A 14,616-nucleotide genomic window follows, 5' to 3' on the forward strand; every position below is an offset into this window, starting at 1 on the left:
ATGTAGACGCCGCGTCGGGCGCGGATGTGAGATCACTGCGCGGAGAACGCCTCCAGCGCGTCGCGGAGCTCGCGCTCGAACCGGTTCCAGTCGACGCCGAGGCCGTGCAGCACGCCGTCGTCGTCCTCCTCTTCGTACAGGGCCAGCAGCAGGTGCTCGGTCCCGACGTAGTTGTGCCCCAGCCGCAGTGCCTGCCGGAAGGTCAGCTCGAGGGCTTTCTTGGCGCGGGTGTCGAACGGGATCAGCGCCGGGACGTCGGCCACTGCCGGTGGCAGCGTGACACGTCCGGCGGCCACGGCGACGTCGACGCCCTGGCCGGCGAGCAGGCGCGCCGCCAGCCCGGTCGGATCGGCGAACAGGCCGAGGATCAGGTGTGCGGGCAGGATCTCCGGATTGCCGGCGGCGTGCGCCCTGTTCTGCGCCTCGACGATCACGGCGCGGGCGCGGTCGGTGAACCGGCTGAAGCCGGCGTTGGGGTCCAGCGCGCCGGTGTCGGTGGGGGTCCGGGGGACGAACCGTTTCTGCGCGGCCTGTTTGGTGACGCCCATGCATCTGCCGATCTCGGTCCACGACGCGCCTGAGCGACGCGCCTGGTCGACGAAATGCCCGATCAGGTGATCGGCCACCTCGCCGAGGGCCTCGGCGGCCAGAACCGCATCGGTGAGTTGGTCAAGCGGCTCGTCGTGCACCCGGGTGATCACGTCGATGAGGTCGTCGAGACGGACGGGGTGGCTGATCTTCGCGGCATCACTCATGCGTCAACCGTAGGTTGACGAACCGTTGTCGTCAACCCGTTGTTGACGATCAGCGGCGCGGATAGCCGCGGCGCACGGTGCGGTCGAGGATGCCCAGGGTTGCGCGCAGAGCGAGCTCGGACACCACCGGGAAGATGCCGGCGTCCCGCCACTGCTGGTGAATGTCGGACCAGTCGTAGAACGAGGTGACCAGCGTGCCCTGCTCGGCGGGCTCCAGGCGGTAGCCGTAGACGTGGCCGATCTGCGGTTTGAGCCGGCCCAGGATGGTCCATGCGATCAATCGGTCCTGCTCGTAGTCGGTGATTCGCACCGTCACGTCGTAGCGGCCCAGTTCGGGATAGTCGTTGAGCGCCTCGCGGTCCATGTGCACGACGAAGGCGTCCCCGGCGCCGCGGACGGGCTCGCCGTCGGCGTCCTGCAGCATCCCGGTGGCGTCGATGGCGACATGGCCCTGCGGATCGCACAGGACGGCGAATATGTCGGCGGCGGGCGCGGCGATGGTGCGGGAAACCTCGATGCGATCGGTCATCGCTCGATGGTGCCATGCCAGTGGTACGGGTCACTCTCGTGTTTCGCACCGCGTACAAGCCGGGAACCCGAGATCACCATGAGGGCCAACGAGAAATCTTCGACAGAGCCTCGGATGCTGCGCCGGGCGTTGGACTTCATTCACGAGAACGCGCAGTACGACATCACGATTCGCGATATCGCCGCCGCGGCCGATGTCACGCCGCGGGCCATCCAATACGCGTTCCGCGAGCACATGGCGACCACGCCGCTCGAATACCTCAGGCGGATCAGGCTGGAGCGGGCGCACCGCGAACTGAAGTCCGCCGATCCGGCCTACGACACGGTGACCTCGATCGCGGGGCGGTGCGGGTTCAGCCACCCCGGACGGTTCAGTAGCGCTTATAAAGAGGTGTTCGGCATCGAGCCGAGTCGCACGCTGCGCTCGTCGTGACGGCCGCCTCCGCGGAGACGCGCGGAGGGCACCATCGGGATCACATCGGCGTGAAGCCGACCCCGTTGAACTTGCCGGCCTGCCACCCCTGGGTGCCCATGCAGACCAGGGGGCGGCCGTCGGGGGCCTGGGCGGCGGATTGCCGCTTGGGGCAGGGGCTGCCGATGTCGCGGACCCCGACAAGTTCGTAGCTGATCTGCCAGAAACCGGTGTAGATCGGCGGCCACTGGTTCGGAATCCACCGGCACTGCAACGCTTCGCCGCCCGGGCCGCGTCCGAACGTGAAGCGGTCCATGTTGGTGCACGGGGCGGTGAGGTGCGCGTCGTAGACCATGCCCGGTACGTCGGTGTCGTAGCGGCCCGGCTTGTCGGGATACATCGGCCCCGGCTCCGCCGAGGCGGCCGGCGCGGTGCCGAAGACCGCAGCACCGAGCGCGGCTGCTGCGAGTGTTTCGCGGATCATGTTCCACCCCTGGGTCGTCAGAAAAACCGTACCGGCGTACCGCGAGATTAGCGGGTGGGGCGGGGGCGCTGTGAGGTTTCGGTCCTGACGACGATCTCGGCCCGCCACCCGGGGGGTTGGTGGCGGGCCGAGCGTATCGGGTTCGTCTTGACGGTTGAATCAACCGAACACTGACGAAGCTATGGCCCGAACCTGAGAGAGACCTAATAGACAGTTAGGTCTCTGCTTCGAAAACTCAGCCGGCGACACCGGTGAGTTCGACTTGTCCTCTGCTATCTGAGTCGCAGCACCGACGCCGGCACCCAGTGCGTCACCGGATCCTTCTCGCTGCCGTGCTTGATGGGGTAGGTGACCAGTCCCCACCACCGGCCCTGCTCGCTGAGGCCCCAGCACTTGAGCTGGCCCTCGACGATCGAATCCATCTGCAGGCCGTTCGGGTGGTAGCGACCCTCGCAGTGCGGTTCGCGAGGGAACAGTGCGACCAGGTCGACCAGGACGGGTCGTGGGGGGTGGACGCGCCGGAAGACCGGGCGGAGAGGTTGACCGCCATGCCCGATTTTCTGCATCGCCACGCCTTCGATCATATGTGGCGCCCCTAGTGTTCTAGTGGGCGCTTTTGTGCTGCTCAGCGGCGATTTTGGTTGGTGTGTAAGAGGTTCGGCGAGTCGGCTGTGAAACGGGCGACGCGCACGCGGTCGGGCCTTTAGGTTTTCGGGGTTACCACACCAACCGCAACCTTTAGGACGACTCGCGTGCGCGTCAGTACTGCATTTAACCGTCTCTTGGCCATTCCCGGAGCCACCGTCACCGAAGTCAGCATCGGCGACCGAGATGTCGAAGTGGTGCTGCGGCCCACCGCACGCCTGCTGAGCTGCCCGTGCGGCAAACGCCTCCGGTCGGTCTACGACCGGCGCCGCCGACGCTGGCGCCACCTCGATCTGGCCCATCGTCGGCTATGGCTGGTCTACGAGATCCGCCGCCTGGACTGCCCCGAGTGCGGCGTGATCACCGAGGAGCTGCCGTGGGCGCGGCCCGGTGCCCGCCACACCCGCGACTTCGAAGACACGGTGCTGTGGCTGGCCCAACGCACCGACCGCACATCGGTGGCCACGCTGATGCGCTGCGCCTGGGAAACCGTCACCGCCATCATCAACCGCGGCGTCGCCGAACTCCTCGATCAACGCCGACTCGACACCCTCTACCGCATCGGTGTCGACGAAGTCTGCTACCGCCACCCGCACCGCTACCTGACCATCATCGGCGATCACGACACCGGCACCGTCATCGACATCCAGCCCGGACGAAGCAAGGAATCACTAGCCAATTTCTATACCAGCCAACCAGATTCAATTCTCGATCGCATCGAGGCAGTAAGCATGGACTTCTCCAGCGTTTACACCAGCACCACCGCCGAGCATCTGCCAGACGCTGTCATCTGCTACGACGGCTTCCACCTGATGCAGTGGGTCAACCGAGCTCTCGATCGCGTCTATGACGGCGCGGCCACCGGCCCCGGCCGCGCCATGATGAGCACCGCGGACTGGAAAGCCGGCCGTTGGGCGCTGCGCACTGGTGAGGACAAACTCAGCGAGTCCAAACGCGACCTGGTCAACCACATCGCCAAGACCAACCGCCATATCGGACGGGCCTGGGCACTGAAAGAACAGGTCCGAGATCTCTACCGCTACGACCATCCACCCGGTCAAGCCCGGCAACTTCTTAAAGCCTGGATCACCGCGGCCAAACGATCCCGCATTCCTGTCTTCATCTCGCTCGGCAAACGCTTTCAGGCCTACTTCGAGCCGATCCTCGCCGCCATCGAACTCGGCATATCCAACGCCCTACTCGAAGGAATCAACGCCACGACCAGGCTGATCAACGCCCGCGGATACGGCCACCACTCCGCCCAAACACTGGCCTCAATGATCTACCTCTGCCGCGGCGGACTCCACCCCCAGCTACCCACGAGAACCTGAGGAGCCGCTCATATGTTCGAAATGTGGTGGAGGGCAGTCGGACCGGGGAACGAAAAAGGCCCGGGACGAGCCCGGGCCTGTTGCTGAACGTGGTGCGCGATACTGGGATTGAACCAGTATTGTGAATAGCATCCGGTCGTGTCTCTGAACTGCACCAACAGGCCATTTACCTGCTGATATGGCACACAGTACCCACGGAAACACGCGGAAGCAAGCGGAATGATCGGAATCTAATGTCTACTGTTGTTGCATATTTATTGCACGACGGCGGCACGGGAGGCGGCAGACAGTGACGCGTGATCGCAGGTCGTTCGGCCGAATCAGGAAACTCCCATCCGGTCGCTACCAGGCCGCCTACCTCGGCCCCGACAACCGGCTCTACAAAGCCGACTCCACATTCGCCCAGAAGGTCGACGCCGAAGCCTGGCTCACCGACCGCCGCCGCGAGATCGACCGAGAACTGTGGTCACCGCCGGGGGAGAAGCCGAAGAAAGCGAAGAAGGCAGCGACCGCTTTCGAGGTGTACGCCGAGCAATGGGTGGAATCGCGGATGGTGCGAGGCAGACCGCTTAAGCCGCGCACCAAAGCGCACTACAAGAAACTCCTCGCCCAACACATCACCCCGACCTTCAAGGGCAAGCCCATCGACAGCCTCACCCGCGAAGCCGTCGACCGCTGGTATCGCCGCCTCGATCCCGACACCCCCACCATCCGGGCGCACTCCTACTCCCTGCTGCGCGCCATCCTGGGCACAGCCGTAGACGACAAACTCCTCGACTCCAACCCCTGTCAGGTCCGGGGCGCAGGTACCGCCGAACGCAGGATTAGACCCAAACCGCTGACGGTCGGACAGTTGGCCACTCTCACCGCCTCCATGCCCGAGCGGCTACAGGCGATGGTGCTCCTCGGCTCCTGGACCGCTCTACGGTTCGGCGAACTGGTCGAGCTGCGCCGCAAGGACATCGACATCGACAGCGGCGTCGTCATGGTGCGGCGCGCAGCCGTTCGCGTCGACGGGGGATGGACAGTTGGACAACCCAAAAGCGATGCCGGCGCCCGCGACGTGGCGATTCCCCCGAACATCATTCCCGCCCTCACCGAGCATCTGAAACGTCATGTGGACAGCGGCAAGGACGCGCTGTTGTTCCCCGCCGCCAGTGGTGGGCACCTCCAGCCGTCCACTCTTTACCGCCACTTCTATAAGGCCCGTACCGCGGCGAAGCGAGAAGACTTGCGATGGCACGACTTGCGGCACTCCGGTGCCGTCCTCGCCGCGCAGTCCGGTGCAACACTGGCCGAACTCATGGCCCGCCTCGGCCACTCCACCCCGCAAGCCGCCATGCGCTACCAGCACGCCGCCCAGGGTCGCGACCAACAAATCGCGCACCGCATGGCCGAAATCGTTGCCGAATCGACCGCCGCGCCGACGCCCCGCTAAACAAGGCACCCCATCGGCGGCTACGTAAACAGCAAGCCTGTCGCCGAGGTCGACCAACGTCGAAAGGGCGCAGGTCGAGATGTACGTGAACGTGAAGATGCGGCCAGGCGTCGTCAAGCACGCGACCGACCTCAACGCCCTGATGACTTCAACACCACCTCGGTGCTGCGCTGCGGTATCCCCATCTGTGTAAAGAACGCCCTGCTCGACACGCCCGGGCGCTGGCGTGACACGCCGCGTGAATTCATCGAAATTCGATCAGCCGGCCATGCCGATTAACCAAAGGGTTATAACGATTCGATAACGAAGTTCCACGTGAAACTTTGAAACATAAGGAATCACTGTGAAAGCGGTGGCTTTTGGTTAAAGACATTTACATCGGGCGGGGTTTTGTCAACTACCGTTTGTCGGCGTCCGGTCCTACCGTCCATTTCATGAAAAACGCACCAACTGCCAGTCGGCCGTTGAACCTGCGGGAGGCCGCCGCTTTCCTCGGAGTCACCGACCGGACCGTCCGCAATTACATCGCCCAAGGCCTCATCAAGGCCCACCGCGTCGGCCCCAAACTCCTGCGAATTGACTCCACCGAACTCGCCCGATTTCTGGAGGCCGGCTGAAAGGCGGTAAAGACCAGAAGAAAGAAAACAATGAATTCAGAAAAAGAAAGTGGCCCCGCCACCAACGAGGCCACCATCAGCGAAACCAACAACTGCTCCGAGTATATCGCCGGTCTGAAACGCCGCCGGGAAGCCGCGCGCCGCCTGCCCCGACTGGAGTGCTGCACCACCTCGGACCCCTGGACCCACCGCCGCGCCGACCGCATCACCGAGCAGTACATCGACGGCTACAAGGCCACCGCCCAACACCTGTTGGCCAACGGGCTGGCCCCCACGCCAAACCTTCACGCGATGCGCGCCATGTGGAAACGCGGCGGCCACGACCAGCGCATCGCCATGCAAATCGCCGAACTTTGGGAGACCCCCGCAGCATGACCGAACACACCATCCTCATCGAAACGATCGACGGCGAACCGATGCTGTCCGCAGACGCCCTCAGCCTGCTTTTCGGCGTCGACACCGAAGACATCACCAAGTTCTCCAAAGAGCACAGCACCGCCGCCGGAACCGTCTTCCCCCAAACCTGGCTACAGGCGGGCCGTCGCCGCGCACGGGAAGCCGCTGCCGCCACCGGAGAAAACGACATCCTCAGTGCGCTTTCCTTCTGGGCAGCACGTGACCGCAACGCCGTCGTCATTCCAGTCGAGGAGGGCATGTGACAGCGGTCTACGACGACCCGTCAACCGAGGAACCCAACCTCCTCGCCCAGATCATCACCGCCGCCGAACTGCACCACGAAGTCTTCCCCGACCTCGTCCAGTTCGTCCACGGCATCGTCATCGAAGGGTTCGGCATCGTCGCCGGACCACCGAAACTCGGAAAGAGTTGGTGGACACTGAACCTCGCCCTCGCCGTCTCCGCTGGCGGCCGAGCGTTCGGGAAAATCCCCGTCGAGCAACGCGACGTGCTGCTCCTGGCGCTGGAGGACTCCCAACGCCGCCTCCAAAGCCGAATCCGCGCAGTGTGGGGAAGCGACATTCCACCCCACCGGCTGCACATCCTGACCTCGGTGCAGCCCGGACTGCTCATCCCCACCATCACCACATGGCTGCAAACCCACCCCGGCGGTCTGATCGTCCTCGACACCCTCGGTCGGGCACGCCAGCAACGCCGACGCGGCGACGACGCCTACCTCGCCGACTACCAGGCCGGCGTCGCCCTCAAGAACGTGGTCGACGCCTTCCCCGGCAGCGCACTCCTCTCCGTCCACCACACCCGCAAAGCGTCCAGTGACGATTTCGTAGACGACCTGTCCGGCACCCTCGGCCTAGCCGGGTCCGCCGACTACGTGCTGGTCCTGCGGCGCCAACGCAACAGCAACGACGCCACCCTCCAAGTCACCGGACGGGACGCACCCGAAGGGGAGTACGCCTTCTCCACCGCCGAGGGAGCCTGGACCCTGTCAGGCAACGGACTGGCCGAAGCCGCTGCTGAAGCCGAGAGCCGCAAAGAGAGTCGCAATCTCGGTGATAACGCGCTCAAGGTTCTCGCCTACGTCAACGAGCATCCGTCCGGGGTCACACCCGAAGCAGTCGCCGAACATCTGGGCATCAACAACAACGATGCAGGCACATATCTACGGCGACTCCACTCCAAAGGACGCATTGACAGACCCACCAGGGGCTTCTACACCCCTGTATGTGTGTCTGAAGTGTCTGAACTGTCTGAAACGACGGTTCATCCAATCGACATTCAGACACAAAAGACACTTCAGACACCTTTATGTGCTGTCTGTGAGTGCGTAATTGCAAACCCTGACACCGCACCTACATGGAACGAGTCGACTTACTGCGACGACTGTTCCGAAACAATCGACCACACCCTCGATGAACTAATGGCAATGGCCGATGAGGAACCGAATGGCTAAACGAAAATCCCGCCTCTGCCGCGACTGCCGAAAAGCAAAGACAACATCGGTCACGGCGTTGTGCATCGCCTGCCGACCCGCAGACGCAATACCCGCCATCCACCGCGACAGGGAAATGGTCAGCTTCGGCGGCATCACCCTGACCGAAAACCAAGCCATCAACTTTGCCAACGCAATCATCGACACCATCGAAACGAGTAGGAGCACACCATGAAAATCCGATTCCTCCGAGTCCTCGGCAGCCGCGCACAACACCCCACCGTCCTCGCCATCGCCGACGACTACGCCGTCCGCTGGGACCCCAAAGACGACTGGTCCTGCACCTGCGACGAACTCACCTTCCCCGAATGCCCACACGTCGACGCCGTCGAGGCACTGCTCGACCCCCGGGTGACAGGACCCAAGAAGAAATGACCGACCCCTTCATCGACCTCAACGACTTCATCAGACTGCATCTCGAAGACGACGGCCTGCGAGTCGGCCTCATCCCAAGCGATGGCGGCATCGCCATCCTGCTCACCCTCGCCACCGACCTCGGCAAGTTCGTAGTCGGCCTCAACGCCAACCACCTCCAGATCATCTACGCGATCTTGCAGAACATCGCCAACTTCACCACCGAGGAGTACAAGGCCACCTACGACCAACTCGCGGCCCTCGCTCAACAGGAGGAATCGTGACAGCCAGACCTTGCCTCAGCTGCGGCGACCTCACCCCAACCGGCACCTACTGCACCGACTGCAAACCACCCGACAAGAGCAGCGCCACCGCACGCGGCTACGACTGGCAATGGACCAAGCTCAGCCGACGAGCCCGACGCCTTCAGCCCTTCTGCAGCGTGTGCAACGGCACCACCGACCTGCAAGCCGACCACAGCCCAGAAGCGTGGCGACGGAAGGACGCCGGACTGCCCATCCGCCTGCAAGACATCGACGTCGTCTGCGGAGCCCACAACCGCGAGCGAGGCCGCGCACGACCCACCCCCGTGGAGGTCAAACCGACCGATAGCCGACCCGTGGGCAAGGCAAAGTTTGAGAGTGAGACCGCGTGAAGTCCGGGGCGAAGGGCGCGATTCAGGCCGCTCCCTTGCGCTTCAGCCGCTACCCGGAGGAACGCGCTGCTCGTCGGCTTAAGTTCATCGCTGACTACTTGGTGGTGCCGAAGGGTGTGGGCGCGGGGAAGCCGGTGCGGCTCCGCGACTTCCAGACCGACATCGTGGAAGCTGCGTTCGCCGAGGGTATCCGCACCGCTCTGGTGTCGATTCCGAGGGCTAATGGCAAGACCGCTCTCGCGGCCATGCTGGCCGTAGCGGAGCTGTTCGTCGGTGACGCGTCGGCGGAGGTGTTGGTCGTCGCCAGCGACCAGAGGCAGGCCGCTATCACCCTCCGAATGGCCAGACGGATGATTGAGCTCAACCCGAAGTTGGCGGACCGGGCGCACATCTACGCGGACCGCATTCTGGTGCCCCACAACGACTCCATGCTGCTGCCGCTGCCGGCCGAACCGGGTGCGCTGCACGGGCACGACCCCTCGCTGCTCATCGTGGACGAGTTGCACGTCGTCACCGAGGACGTGTGGGAGGCGGTCACGTCGGTCACCGGCAAGCGGCCCGAGTCGCTGACGTTGGCCATATCGACGCCCGCCGCGTCACCGGATTCGGTGATGTGGCGGCTCGTGCAGCATGGGCGCGACGCAGACGACCCGGCCTTCACGCTGCGGGAGTACATGGCCCCGGAGGGCTGCGACACCACCGACCGTGAGGCATGGCGGATTGCGAACCCGGCGTTGGCGTGTGAGAAGCCGTTCTTGTCCGAGGACGGGATGGAGGCGGCGCGGCGCACCATCCGCGAACCCGTCTTCCGGCAGTTGCGGCTAGGGCAGTGGGTGACCGGTATCGAGGCGTGGCTGCCGTTCGGTGCGTGGGATGCCTGCGTAGGCGATAGGACCACGCAGCCCACGGGGGAGCGTGTCGTGCTGGCGTTCGACGGTTCAGCGTCGGGCGACTCTACAGCGCTGGTCGGCTGCACGGTGGGGGAGAAACCTCACCTGTGGGTCGAGGGGTTGTGGGAGAACCCCGGCGATGAACGCTGGCGTGTACCCCGGGAGGACGTCGACCTGGCGGTGGCGATGGCGTTCGACAAGTACAAGGTGGTCGAGTTGGCTGCCGACCCGTGGGGCTGGCGCTCCGAGATCGAGGGATGGGCGAAGCGGCACGGTGAGAAACGCGTCGTGGAATGGAACACCGCTCACGCCGCCCGTATGGCCCCGGCCACGGACCGCATGTATCAGGCGGTGGCCACCAAATCTCTTACCCACGACGGTGACCAACGGTTGGCGGCTCACATCGCGCATTGCGTGGCGAAGCCGACCCCGATGGGTGACCTCGTCAGTAAGGACAAGCGGGGGTCGCCCCGAAAGATAGATGCGGCTGTCGCAGGCATTGTGGCGTTTGACCGCGCCTCGTTCCATCACATCAACAAACCCCGAAAGAGAGCAGTAGGTTTCAGATGAACGATTTACTTACCACGCTGTTGCAGAAGGTCGACGAGCCCGCCGCGAAATATGCGGACTTGGAACGCTATTACACCGCGACGCAGCCGTTGACGTTCTTGTCCCCGGAGGCGAAGACAGCGTTGGGGGACAGGTTCGGCCGGATGGCTGCGAACCTCCCCCGCCTCGCGGTCACGAGTTTGGCCGAACGGCTCCGCGTGGTCGGATTCGACGGTGTCGACGTGTTCGACGACTGGCAGCGCAACGACATGGACGAGCTGTCCGCAGTGGCCATCCGCGAAGCCCTGCTGCTGGGTTCGGCGTATGTGCTTGTGTGGGTGGACCGTTACGGCCGACCACAGGTCAGTGTCGAGTCAGCCAAGCAGATGTCATGCCTGCGCGACGCAGGCACGAGACGCATCACGCACACCCTGAAGCGTTGGGAGACAGCCACAACGACCGAAGCCGTGCTTTACGGGCCGGACGAGATTGTCCGGTACCGGGCCAACGCCACCGGGGCGACCACGAACGGGTTTCATGCTGTGGAGTCCATCAGCAACCCGTTGGGTGTGCCGCCGGTCGTCAGGCTGTTGAACTCTGACCGCATCCTCGACGAGGGGGTTTCTGAGATAGAGGATTTGAAGCCTGTCGCAGACCTGCTTAACAAGCTGCTGGCGGATTTGGCTGTGGCGTCGGAGTATTCGGCGCGTAGCCGCCGATGGGCTACCGGTTTGGAACTGGACGAACGACCCATCCTCGACGACGACGGCAACGACACCGGCGAAACCGAACCAGTGAATCCTATCGACGAAGGCATGCGGATGATGGTTTCTGAATCCGAAAACACGAAATTCGGGCAATTGGACGGCGCGGACCTCGGAGGCTTCACCAACGCCGTAGACATTGTGCTGGGAATGGTGTCTGCCACGTCGGCGATGCCGATGCATTACCTCGGCGTGATGAACAATCAGCCGGCCAGCGCTGACGCGCTGCGCGCCAGTGAAGCGTCGCTCACCGCAAGAGCCGAGGCCCGCCAGAAGCAGTTCGGACGCGCATTCGAGGACGTGGCACGCCTCATCGTGGCTGTCCGGGACGGGGTGGACCCGCTCAACGTCGATGTCCGGGTGAAGTGGGCTGACGCGTCCACCCGAAGTGTCGCCCAGGAGGCGGACGCGGTGACCAAAATGTTCGCCGCCGGTCTGCTGCCCGCCTCCTACGCCCTGCAACGACTCGGCTACAGCGACAGCGAGATTGAGGCTATCCGTATCGCCCGACGCACCGAAGCACTCGACACGGTAGGCGTGAATCTGCAAGCCCTGCCGAGGTCGGCGTGACCGCCGTCGAGGACTTCCAGTCCGAAACCGAAACCCTGGCCGCCACGGTGCAACGTCACGTCCTGATGCTGTACGCCGCCTATCTTGCCGGGGAGCTTCCCGAGCAGGACGTCGTGCCGCTCATCGTCGCCGCCATCAACCAAGCCACCTCGGCGGCCGTGGCTTTGGGGGATGTGTGGCTGGTCGCACAGATTGAGGAACGGACCGGCGCAGCCGCGTTAGCGACCGGCGTTCCGCCGACCGACGACGCCGACCGGCTCACGAAGGCCGTCAGCACCGTCCTCGCTGAGCGTGACAGCGCGTCACTCTCAAATCTGGAACCCGACCCCACCGTCACGCGCCTGGACCGACTGGCGCGGTCGGAGACGTTCGAGGCCGCCCAGAACGGGACGTGGCAGGCGATGCAGCAACAACCCCTAGTCGAGGGATGGGTCCGGCAGATGGAGGCCGGCAGGTGTCAGCTCTGTGAGTGGTGGTCCCGGGACAGCCGCGTGTGGCCGAAAGCCCACCCTTTCCAACGCCATAAGGGCTGCAACTGCCAGCCCCGAATCGTGCTGGCCGACAACATCAAATCCACCGGATACACCAGAAGATTGGAGAGAAATGCCCGAGCAAGCTGAAGACACGGACACCCCCGACGACCTTCCCTTGCAATCGCAGGAAACGGGAGACGAACCCGATTTGGAATCGGGAAACCTCGAAGGGTCCGATTTGGAATCGGACCCCGAGATGTTCCCACTTGCCTACGTCGAACAACTGCGGCAGGAAAACGGCAAGTACCGGCAGCGCGCACAGCAGGCCGACACGTACGCCGAACGACTGCACACCGAATTAGTACGGGCCACTGGCAGGTTGGCCGACCCCACCGACCTGCCGTACATCGAGGACCATCTTGTCGACGCCAACAAAATGGCGGACGCCATCACCGAACTGCTCAACCGCAAACCGCATTTGGCGGCCCGTCGCGCGTCCGGCGACATCGGGCAGGGACACAACCCCTCGGCGGGAACCGTGGACCTGGCCGCGATATTGCGGGGTACCGGCTAATACCCTCAGGGGGTATCCTGTAGGGGTCGGTCCTGGTGGCCGGCCCCTACAGCGTCCTGGCGGCGATGGGTCTCCCCGAACCCTCTTGAGGGTTGCGTTTGAAACGCGACCCCCTGTCACGCAAGGACTCCCATGACTGAAACCACTGCCGCCAATCCGGAGCTGCTTGCCGACCAGGTATCCAGCCTGCTCGTTCAGCCCCTCGAAGCCGCCTCCGTCGTTCTCTCCAGCGGCCCCCGCATCTTCGACACCTCCGGCGTTCTCCGCATCCCGAAGCTCGTCTCCGGCTCCACCCCGACGTTCGTCGGTGAAGGTGGGCTCATCCCGGACGACGCCGACGTCGACTTCGACGAGTTGGTCCTGATGCCGACCGAGCGTAAGAGCATTAAAACCATTCTGAAGTACACCGATGAGTTGGTGCGACAGTCCGTCATCGGCATTGACGCGGTGTTGAAAGCCCGTCTCGTCAAGGATGTTTCGGACGCCCTGGACAACGCTCTGCTGAAGGGCACCGGAGCATCGGACACCATCACCGGCATCATCAACCAGCCCGACGTCCAGACCCACGTGTGGGACCCCACGGACCCGGATTCCATGCTGGACGCCATCGGCCTGGCCGTGGCCGCCGAGGTGACCCCGAATCGGTGGTTCCTCAACGGTGCCGATTTCGTTGCCCTTCGGAAGGTGAAGGAAGCGACCGGCTCGAAGAAGTACGTGCTGGAGTCCGACCTGACCAAGGACGCCACCTACCGACTTTTCGGAATCTCCGTCCAGGTGACGAACAAGCTGGCACCGGGGGATGCCATCCTGGCCGACATGTCGCAGGTGGCCATCGCCCGCGACATCGCACCCTCAGTCAAGGTGCTCACCGAGCGGTACGCCGAGTACGGAATGGTCGGCCTCCGGGTCCAGTGCCGTTACGACCTCGGCCTCCTGCACCCCGAAGGTGTCATCTACCTCACCGAGGGCGGCAGCTAAGTGGCCGTAGAGGCTGAACAGGTGGCGGCGTTCCTCGGACAACCAGAGAACGCCGCCACCCTGGCCACCGCCGAGCAGGCCATCCCGGTTGTCTCCACGATGCTGCGGGCCTACGTCCGTGGTGGAGCCGGTTGGGAGTCGAACGACGAGCTTGACGCGGTGATCGTCGCCGCAGCGGCCCGCATGGTGTCCAACCCGTCAGGGCTGGCACACGACGACACCGCCGGACCCTTCACCCGCAGCGTCCGGGGCGCATTCCAAGGCTGGACACTCGCGGAACTGTTCGTGTTGAACCGCTACAGAAAGACGGCGCTATGACCCTCCCGGCCCGTCACACGGTCGGATGGCACACCGTCGACACCGGAGCCGTAGACGGCGAAGGCAACCCCGTCATCGAGTACCTTCCCTCGCTCGACGAACCGGGCACACCGACCGCCGTCATCGGCTGGGCGACACCGCAATCCACCGAACCCGAGATAGGTCGCGTCATCCACGACATCGACCTTTTTGTGCCACCGTCGGTCGCCGGACAGCCCGCCGATGTTGTGGACCTCCCGGATGGCCAGTACGAGGTCGTTGGGTGGCCGCTGGACTGGACCCACGGCCCCCACCGGTACGCCCCCGGTAAGGTCGTGCAACTCAAACGGGTGACCGGCTGATGGACAGCAGTGCGCCCCGGCCCTTGTCTGGGGG

General features: G+C 64.2%; 22 protein-coding genes. 18 read left to right on the forward strand and 4 right to left on the reverse strand.

The features are described 5' to 3' along the window. Nucleotides 1–32: 32 nt before the first annotated feature. Together KXD97_RS19910 and KXD97_RS19915 are read right to left on the reverse strand one after the other, a co-directional pair. Entirely contained in the window at nt 33–755 is a 723-nt protein-coding gene (locus KXD97_RS19910) for a Clp protease N-terminal domain-containing protein (protein WP_260751837.1), read from the reverse strand. 49 nt (nt 756–804) lie between these two features. Then, nucleotides 805–1,284 carry an SRPBCC family protein gene (locus KXD97_RS19915; RefSeq protein ID WP_260751838.1) on the reverse strand — a complete coding sequence of 160 codons (480 nt, stop codon included), beginning with the start codon at nt 1,282–1,284 and terminating at the stop codon, nt 805–807. A 114-nt stretch (nt 1,285–1,398) separates the two neighbouring features. On the opposite strand from KXD97_RS19915, the gene KXD97_RS19920 reads away from it, so the two are divergent. Beyond that, complete coding sequence (locus KXD97_RS19920) at nt 1,399–1,716, forward strand: helix-turn-helix transcriptional regulator (protein WP_396884465.1); 318 nt, start codon at nt 1,399–1,401, stop codon at nt 1,714–1,716. Nucleotides 1,717–1,756: 40 nt separating this feature from the next. Here KXD97_RS19920 and KXD97_RS19925 read toward each other — a convergent pair whose 3' ends face one another. Together KXD97_RS19925 and KXD97_RS19930 are read right to left on the reverse strand one after the other, a co-directional pair. Then, nucleotides 1,757–2,179, reverse strand: a complete 423-nt coding sequence (locus KXD97_RS19925) for a hypothetical protein (protein ID WP_260751840.1) — start codon at nt 2,177–2,179, stop codon at nt 1,757–1,759. A gap of 272 nt (nt 2,180–2,451) precedes the next feature. Continuing rightward, nucleotides 2,452–2,745 (reverse strand): hypothetical protein, encoded by a 294-nt coding sequence (locus KXD97_RS19930; protein ID WP_260758075.1) that lies wholly within the window; start codon nt 2,743–2,745, stop codon nt 2,452–2,454. 216 nt (nt 2,746–2,961) lie between these two features. Between KXD97_RS19930 and KXD97_RS19935 the strand changes: the two genes are divergently transcribed. From KXD97_RS19935 to KXD97_RS20015, 17 genes are all read left to right on the forward strand, one after another. Continuing rightward, nucleotides 2,962–4,155 (forward strand): ISL3 family transposase, encoded by a 1,194-nt coding sequence (locus KXD97_RS19935; protein ID WP_260751841.1) that lies wholly within the window; start codon nt 2,962–2,964, stop codon nt 4,153–4,155. Between the two features lie 289 nt (nt 4,156–4,444). Beyond that, nucleotides 4,445–5,593: a site-specific integrase gene (locus KXD97_RS19940; protein ID WP_260751842.1), complete on the forward strand. Its 1,149-nt coding sequence runs from the start codon at nt 4,445–4,447 to the stop codon at nt 5,591–5,593. Between the two features lie 434 nt (nt 5,594–6,027). After that, nucleotides 6,028–6,210, forward strand: coding sequence for a helix-turn-helix domain-containing protein (locus KXD97_RS19945; RefSeq protein WP_260751844.1), 183 nt, complete (start codon nt 6,028–6,030; stop codon nt 6,208–6,210). A gap of 30 nt (nt 6,211–6,240) precedes the next feature. Continuing rightward, nucleotides 6,241–6,585, forward strand: coding sequence for a hypothetical protein (locus KXD97_RS19950; protein ID WP_260751845.1), 345 nt, complete (start codon nt 6,241–6,243; stop codon nt 6,583–6,585). Continuing rightward, entirely contained in the window at nt 6,582–6,869 is a 288-nt protein-coding gene (locus KXD97_RS19955; RefSeq protein ID WP_260751848.1) for a hypothetical protein, read from the forward strand. The genes KXD97_RS19950 and KXD97_RS19955 overlap by 4 nt, the downstream gene beginning before the upstream one ends. Then, a complete protein-coding gene (locus tag KXD97_RS19960; RefSeq protein ID WP_260751849.1) occupies nt 6,866–8,077 on the forward strand; it encodes an AAA family ATPase in 1,212 nt (403 codons plus the stop codon). The genes KXD97_RS19955 and KXD97_RS19960 overlap by 4 nt, the downstream gene beginning before the upstream one ends. After that, nucleotides 8,070–8,291: a hypothetical protein gene (locus KXD97_RS19965; protein ID WP_260751850.1), complete on the forward strand. Its 222-nt coding sequence runs from the start codon at nt 8,070–8,072 to the stop codon at nt 8,289–8,291. Before KXD97_RS19960 ends, KXD97_RS19965 begins: the two co-directional genes overlap by 8 nt. Continuing rightward, the gene (locus tag KXD97_RS19970; protein ID WP_260751851.1) at nt 8,288–8,491 is read left to right on the forward strand and encodes a hypothetical protein; all 204 of its coding nucleotides are present in this window, start codon (nt 8,288–8,290) and stop codon (nt 8,489–8,491) included. The genes KXD97_RS19965 and KXD97_RS19970 overlap by 4 nt, the downstream gene beginning before the upstream one ends. Continuing rightward, nucleotides 8,488–8,754, forward strand: coding sequence for a hypothetical protein (locus KXD97_RS19975; RefSeq protein WP_260751852.1), 267 nt, complete (start codon nt 8,488–8,490; stop codon nt 8,752–8,754). The genes KXD97_RS19970 and KXD97_RS19975 overlap by 4 nt, the downstream gene beginning before the upstream one ends. Next, nucleotides 8,751–9,125 (forward strand): hypothetical protein, encoded by a 375-nt coding sequence (locus KXD97_RS19980; protein ID WP_260751853.1) that lies wholly within the window; start codon nt 8,751–8,753, stop codon nt 9,123–9,125. Before KXD97_RS19975 ends, KXD97_RS19980 begins: the two co-directional genes overlap by 4 nt. Beyond that, nucleotides 9,122–10,585: a terminase large subunit domain-containing protein gene (locus KXD97_RS19985; protein ID WP_260751854.1), complete on the forward strand. Its 1,464-nt coding sequence runs from the start codon at nt 9,122–9,124 to the stop codon at nt 10,583–10,585. The genes KXD97_RS19980 and KXD97_RS19985 overlap by 4 nt, the downstream gene beginning before the upstream one ends. Then, nucleotides 10,582–11,898, forward strand: a complete 1,317-nt coding sequence (locus KXD97_RS19990; protein WP_260751855.1) for a phage portal protein — start codon at nt 10,582–10,584, stop codon at nt 11,896–11,898. Before KXD97_RS19985 ends, KXD97_RS19990 begins: the two co-directional genes overlap by 4 nt. Then, the gene (locus KXD97_RS19995; RefSeq protein WP_099962974.1) at nt 11,895–12,518 is read left to right on the forward strand and encodes a hypothetical protein; all 624 of its coding nucleotides are present in this window, start codon (nt 11,895–11,897) and stop codon (nt 12,516–12,518) included. The genes KXD97_RS19990 and KXD97_RS19995 overlap by 4 nt, the downstream gene beginning before the upstream one ends. Nucleotides 12,519–12,627: 109 nt before the next feature. Then, nucleotides 12,628–12,945 (forward strand): hypothetical protein, encoded by a 318-nt coding sequence (locus tag KXD97_RS20000; protein ID WP_313901314.1) that lies wholly within the window; start codon nt 12,628–12,630, stop codon nt 12,943–12,945. 132 nt (nt 12,946–13,077) lie between these two features. Further along, nucleotides 13,078–13,923, forward strand: a complete 846-nt coding sequence (locus KXD97_RS20005; protein WP_260751859.1) for a phage major capsid protein — start codon at nt 13,078–13,080, stop codon at nt 13,921–13,923. Further along, nucleotides 13,924–14,241 (forward strand): hypothetical protein, encoded by a 318-nt coding sequence (locus tag KXD97_RS20010; protein ID WP_260751861.1) that lies wholly within the window; start codon nt 13,924–13,926, stop codon nt 14,239–14,241. It begins immediately after the preceding gene. Further along, the gene (locus KXD97_RS20015) at nt 14,238–14,582 is read left to right on the forward strand and encodes a hypothetical protein (protein ID WP_260751863.1); all 345 of its coding nucleotides are present in this window, start codon (nt 14,238–14,240) and stop codon (nt 14,580–14,582) included. The genes KXD97_RS20010 and KXD97_RS20015 overlap by 4 nt, the downstream gene beginning before the upstream one ends. Nucleotides 14,583–14,616: the final 34 nt, after the last annotated feature.

The sequence above is a fragment of the Mycobacterium sp. SMC-8 genome, assembly GCF_025263565.1.
Classification (GTDB): domain Bacteria; phylum Actinomycetota; class Actinomycetes; order Mycobacteriales; family Mycobacteriaceae; genus Mycobacterium.

Bases quoted from the DNA above. Each gene is read 5' to 3' on its own strand.
- KXD97_RS20000 (WP_313901314.1), top strand. From the start codon at position 12,628: ATGTTCCCACTTGCCTACGTCGAACAACTGCGGCAGGAAAACGGCAAG.
- KXD97_RS19930 (WP_260758075.1), bottom strand. From the start codon at position 2,745: ATGCAGAAAATCGGGCATGGCGGTCAACCTCTCCGCCCGGTCTTCCGG.
- KXD97_RS19910 (WP_260751837.1), bottom strand. From the start codon at position 755: ATGAGTGATGCCGCGAAGATCAGCCACCCCGTCCGTCTCGACGACCTC.
- KXD97_RS20005 (WP_260751859.1), top strand. From the start codon at position 13,078: ATGACTGAAACCACTGCCGCCAATCCGGAGCTGCTTGCCGACCAGGTA.
- KXD97_RS19920 (WP_396884465.1), top strand. From the start codon at position 1,399: ATGCTGCGCCGGGCGTTGGACTTCATTCACGAGAACGCGCAGTACGAC.
- KXD97_RS19945 (WP_260751844.1), top strand. From the start codon at position 6,028: ATGAAAAACGCACCAACTGCCAGTCGGCCGTTGAACCTGCGGGAGGCC.
- KXD97_RS19925 (WP_260751840.1), bottom strand. From the start codon at position 2,179: ATGATCCGCGAAACACTCGCAGCAGCCGCGCTCGGTGCTGCGGTCTTC.
- KXD97_RS19915 (WP_260751838.1), bottom strand. From the start codon at position 1,284: ATGACCGATCGCATCGAGGTTTCCCGCACCATCGCCGCGCCCGCCGCC.
- KXD97_RS19965 (WP_260751850.1), top strand. From the start codon at position 8,070: ATGGCTAAACGAAAATCCCGCCTCTGCCGCGACTGCCGAAAAGCAAAG.
- KXD97_RS19975 (WP_260751852.1), top strand. From the start codon at position 8,488: ATGACCGACCCCTTCATCGACCTCAACGACTTCATCAGACTGCATCTC.
- KXD97_RS19950 (WP_260751845.1), top strand. From the start codon at position 6,241: ATGAATTCAGAAAAAGAAAGTGGCCCCGCCACCAACGAGGCCACCATC.
- KXD97_RS19970 (WP_260751851.1), top strand. From the start codon at position 8,288: ATGAAAATCCGATTCCTCCGAGTCCTCGGCAGCCGCGCACAACACCCC.
- KXD97_RS19990 (WP_260751855.1), top strand. From the start codon at position 10,582: ATGAACGATTTACTTACCACGCTGTTGCAGAAGGTCGACGAGCCCGCC.
- KXD97_RS20015 (WP_260751863.1), top strand. From the start codon at position 14,238: ATGACCCTCCCGGCCCGTCACACGGTCGGATGGCACACCGTCGACACC.
- KXD97_RS19955 (WP_260751848.1), top strand. From the start codon at position 6,582: ATGACCGAACACACCATCCTCATCGAAACGATCGACGGCGAACCGATG.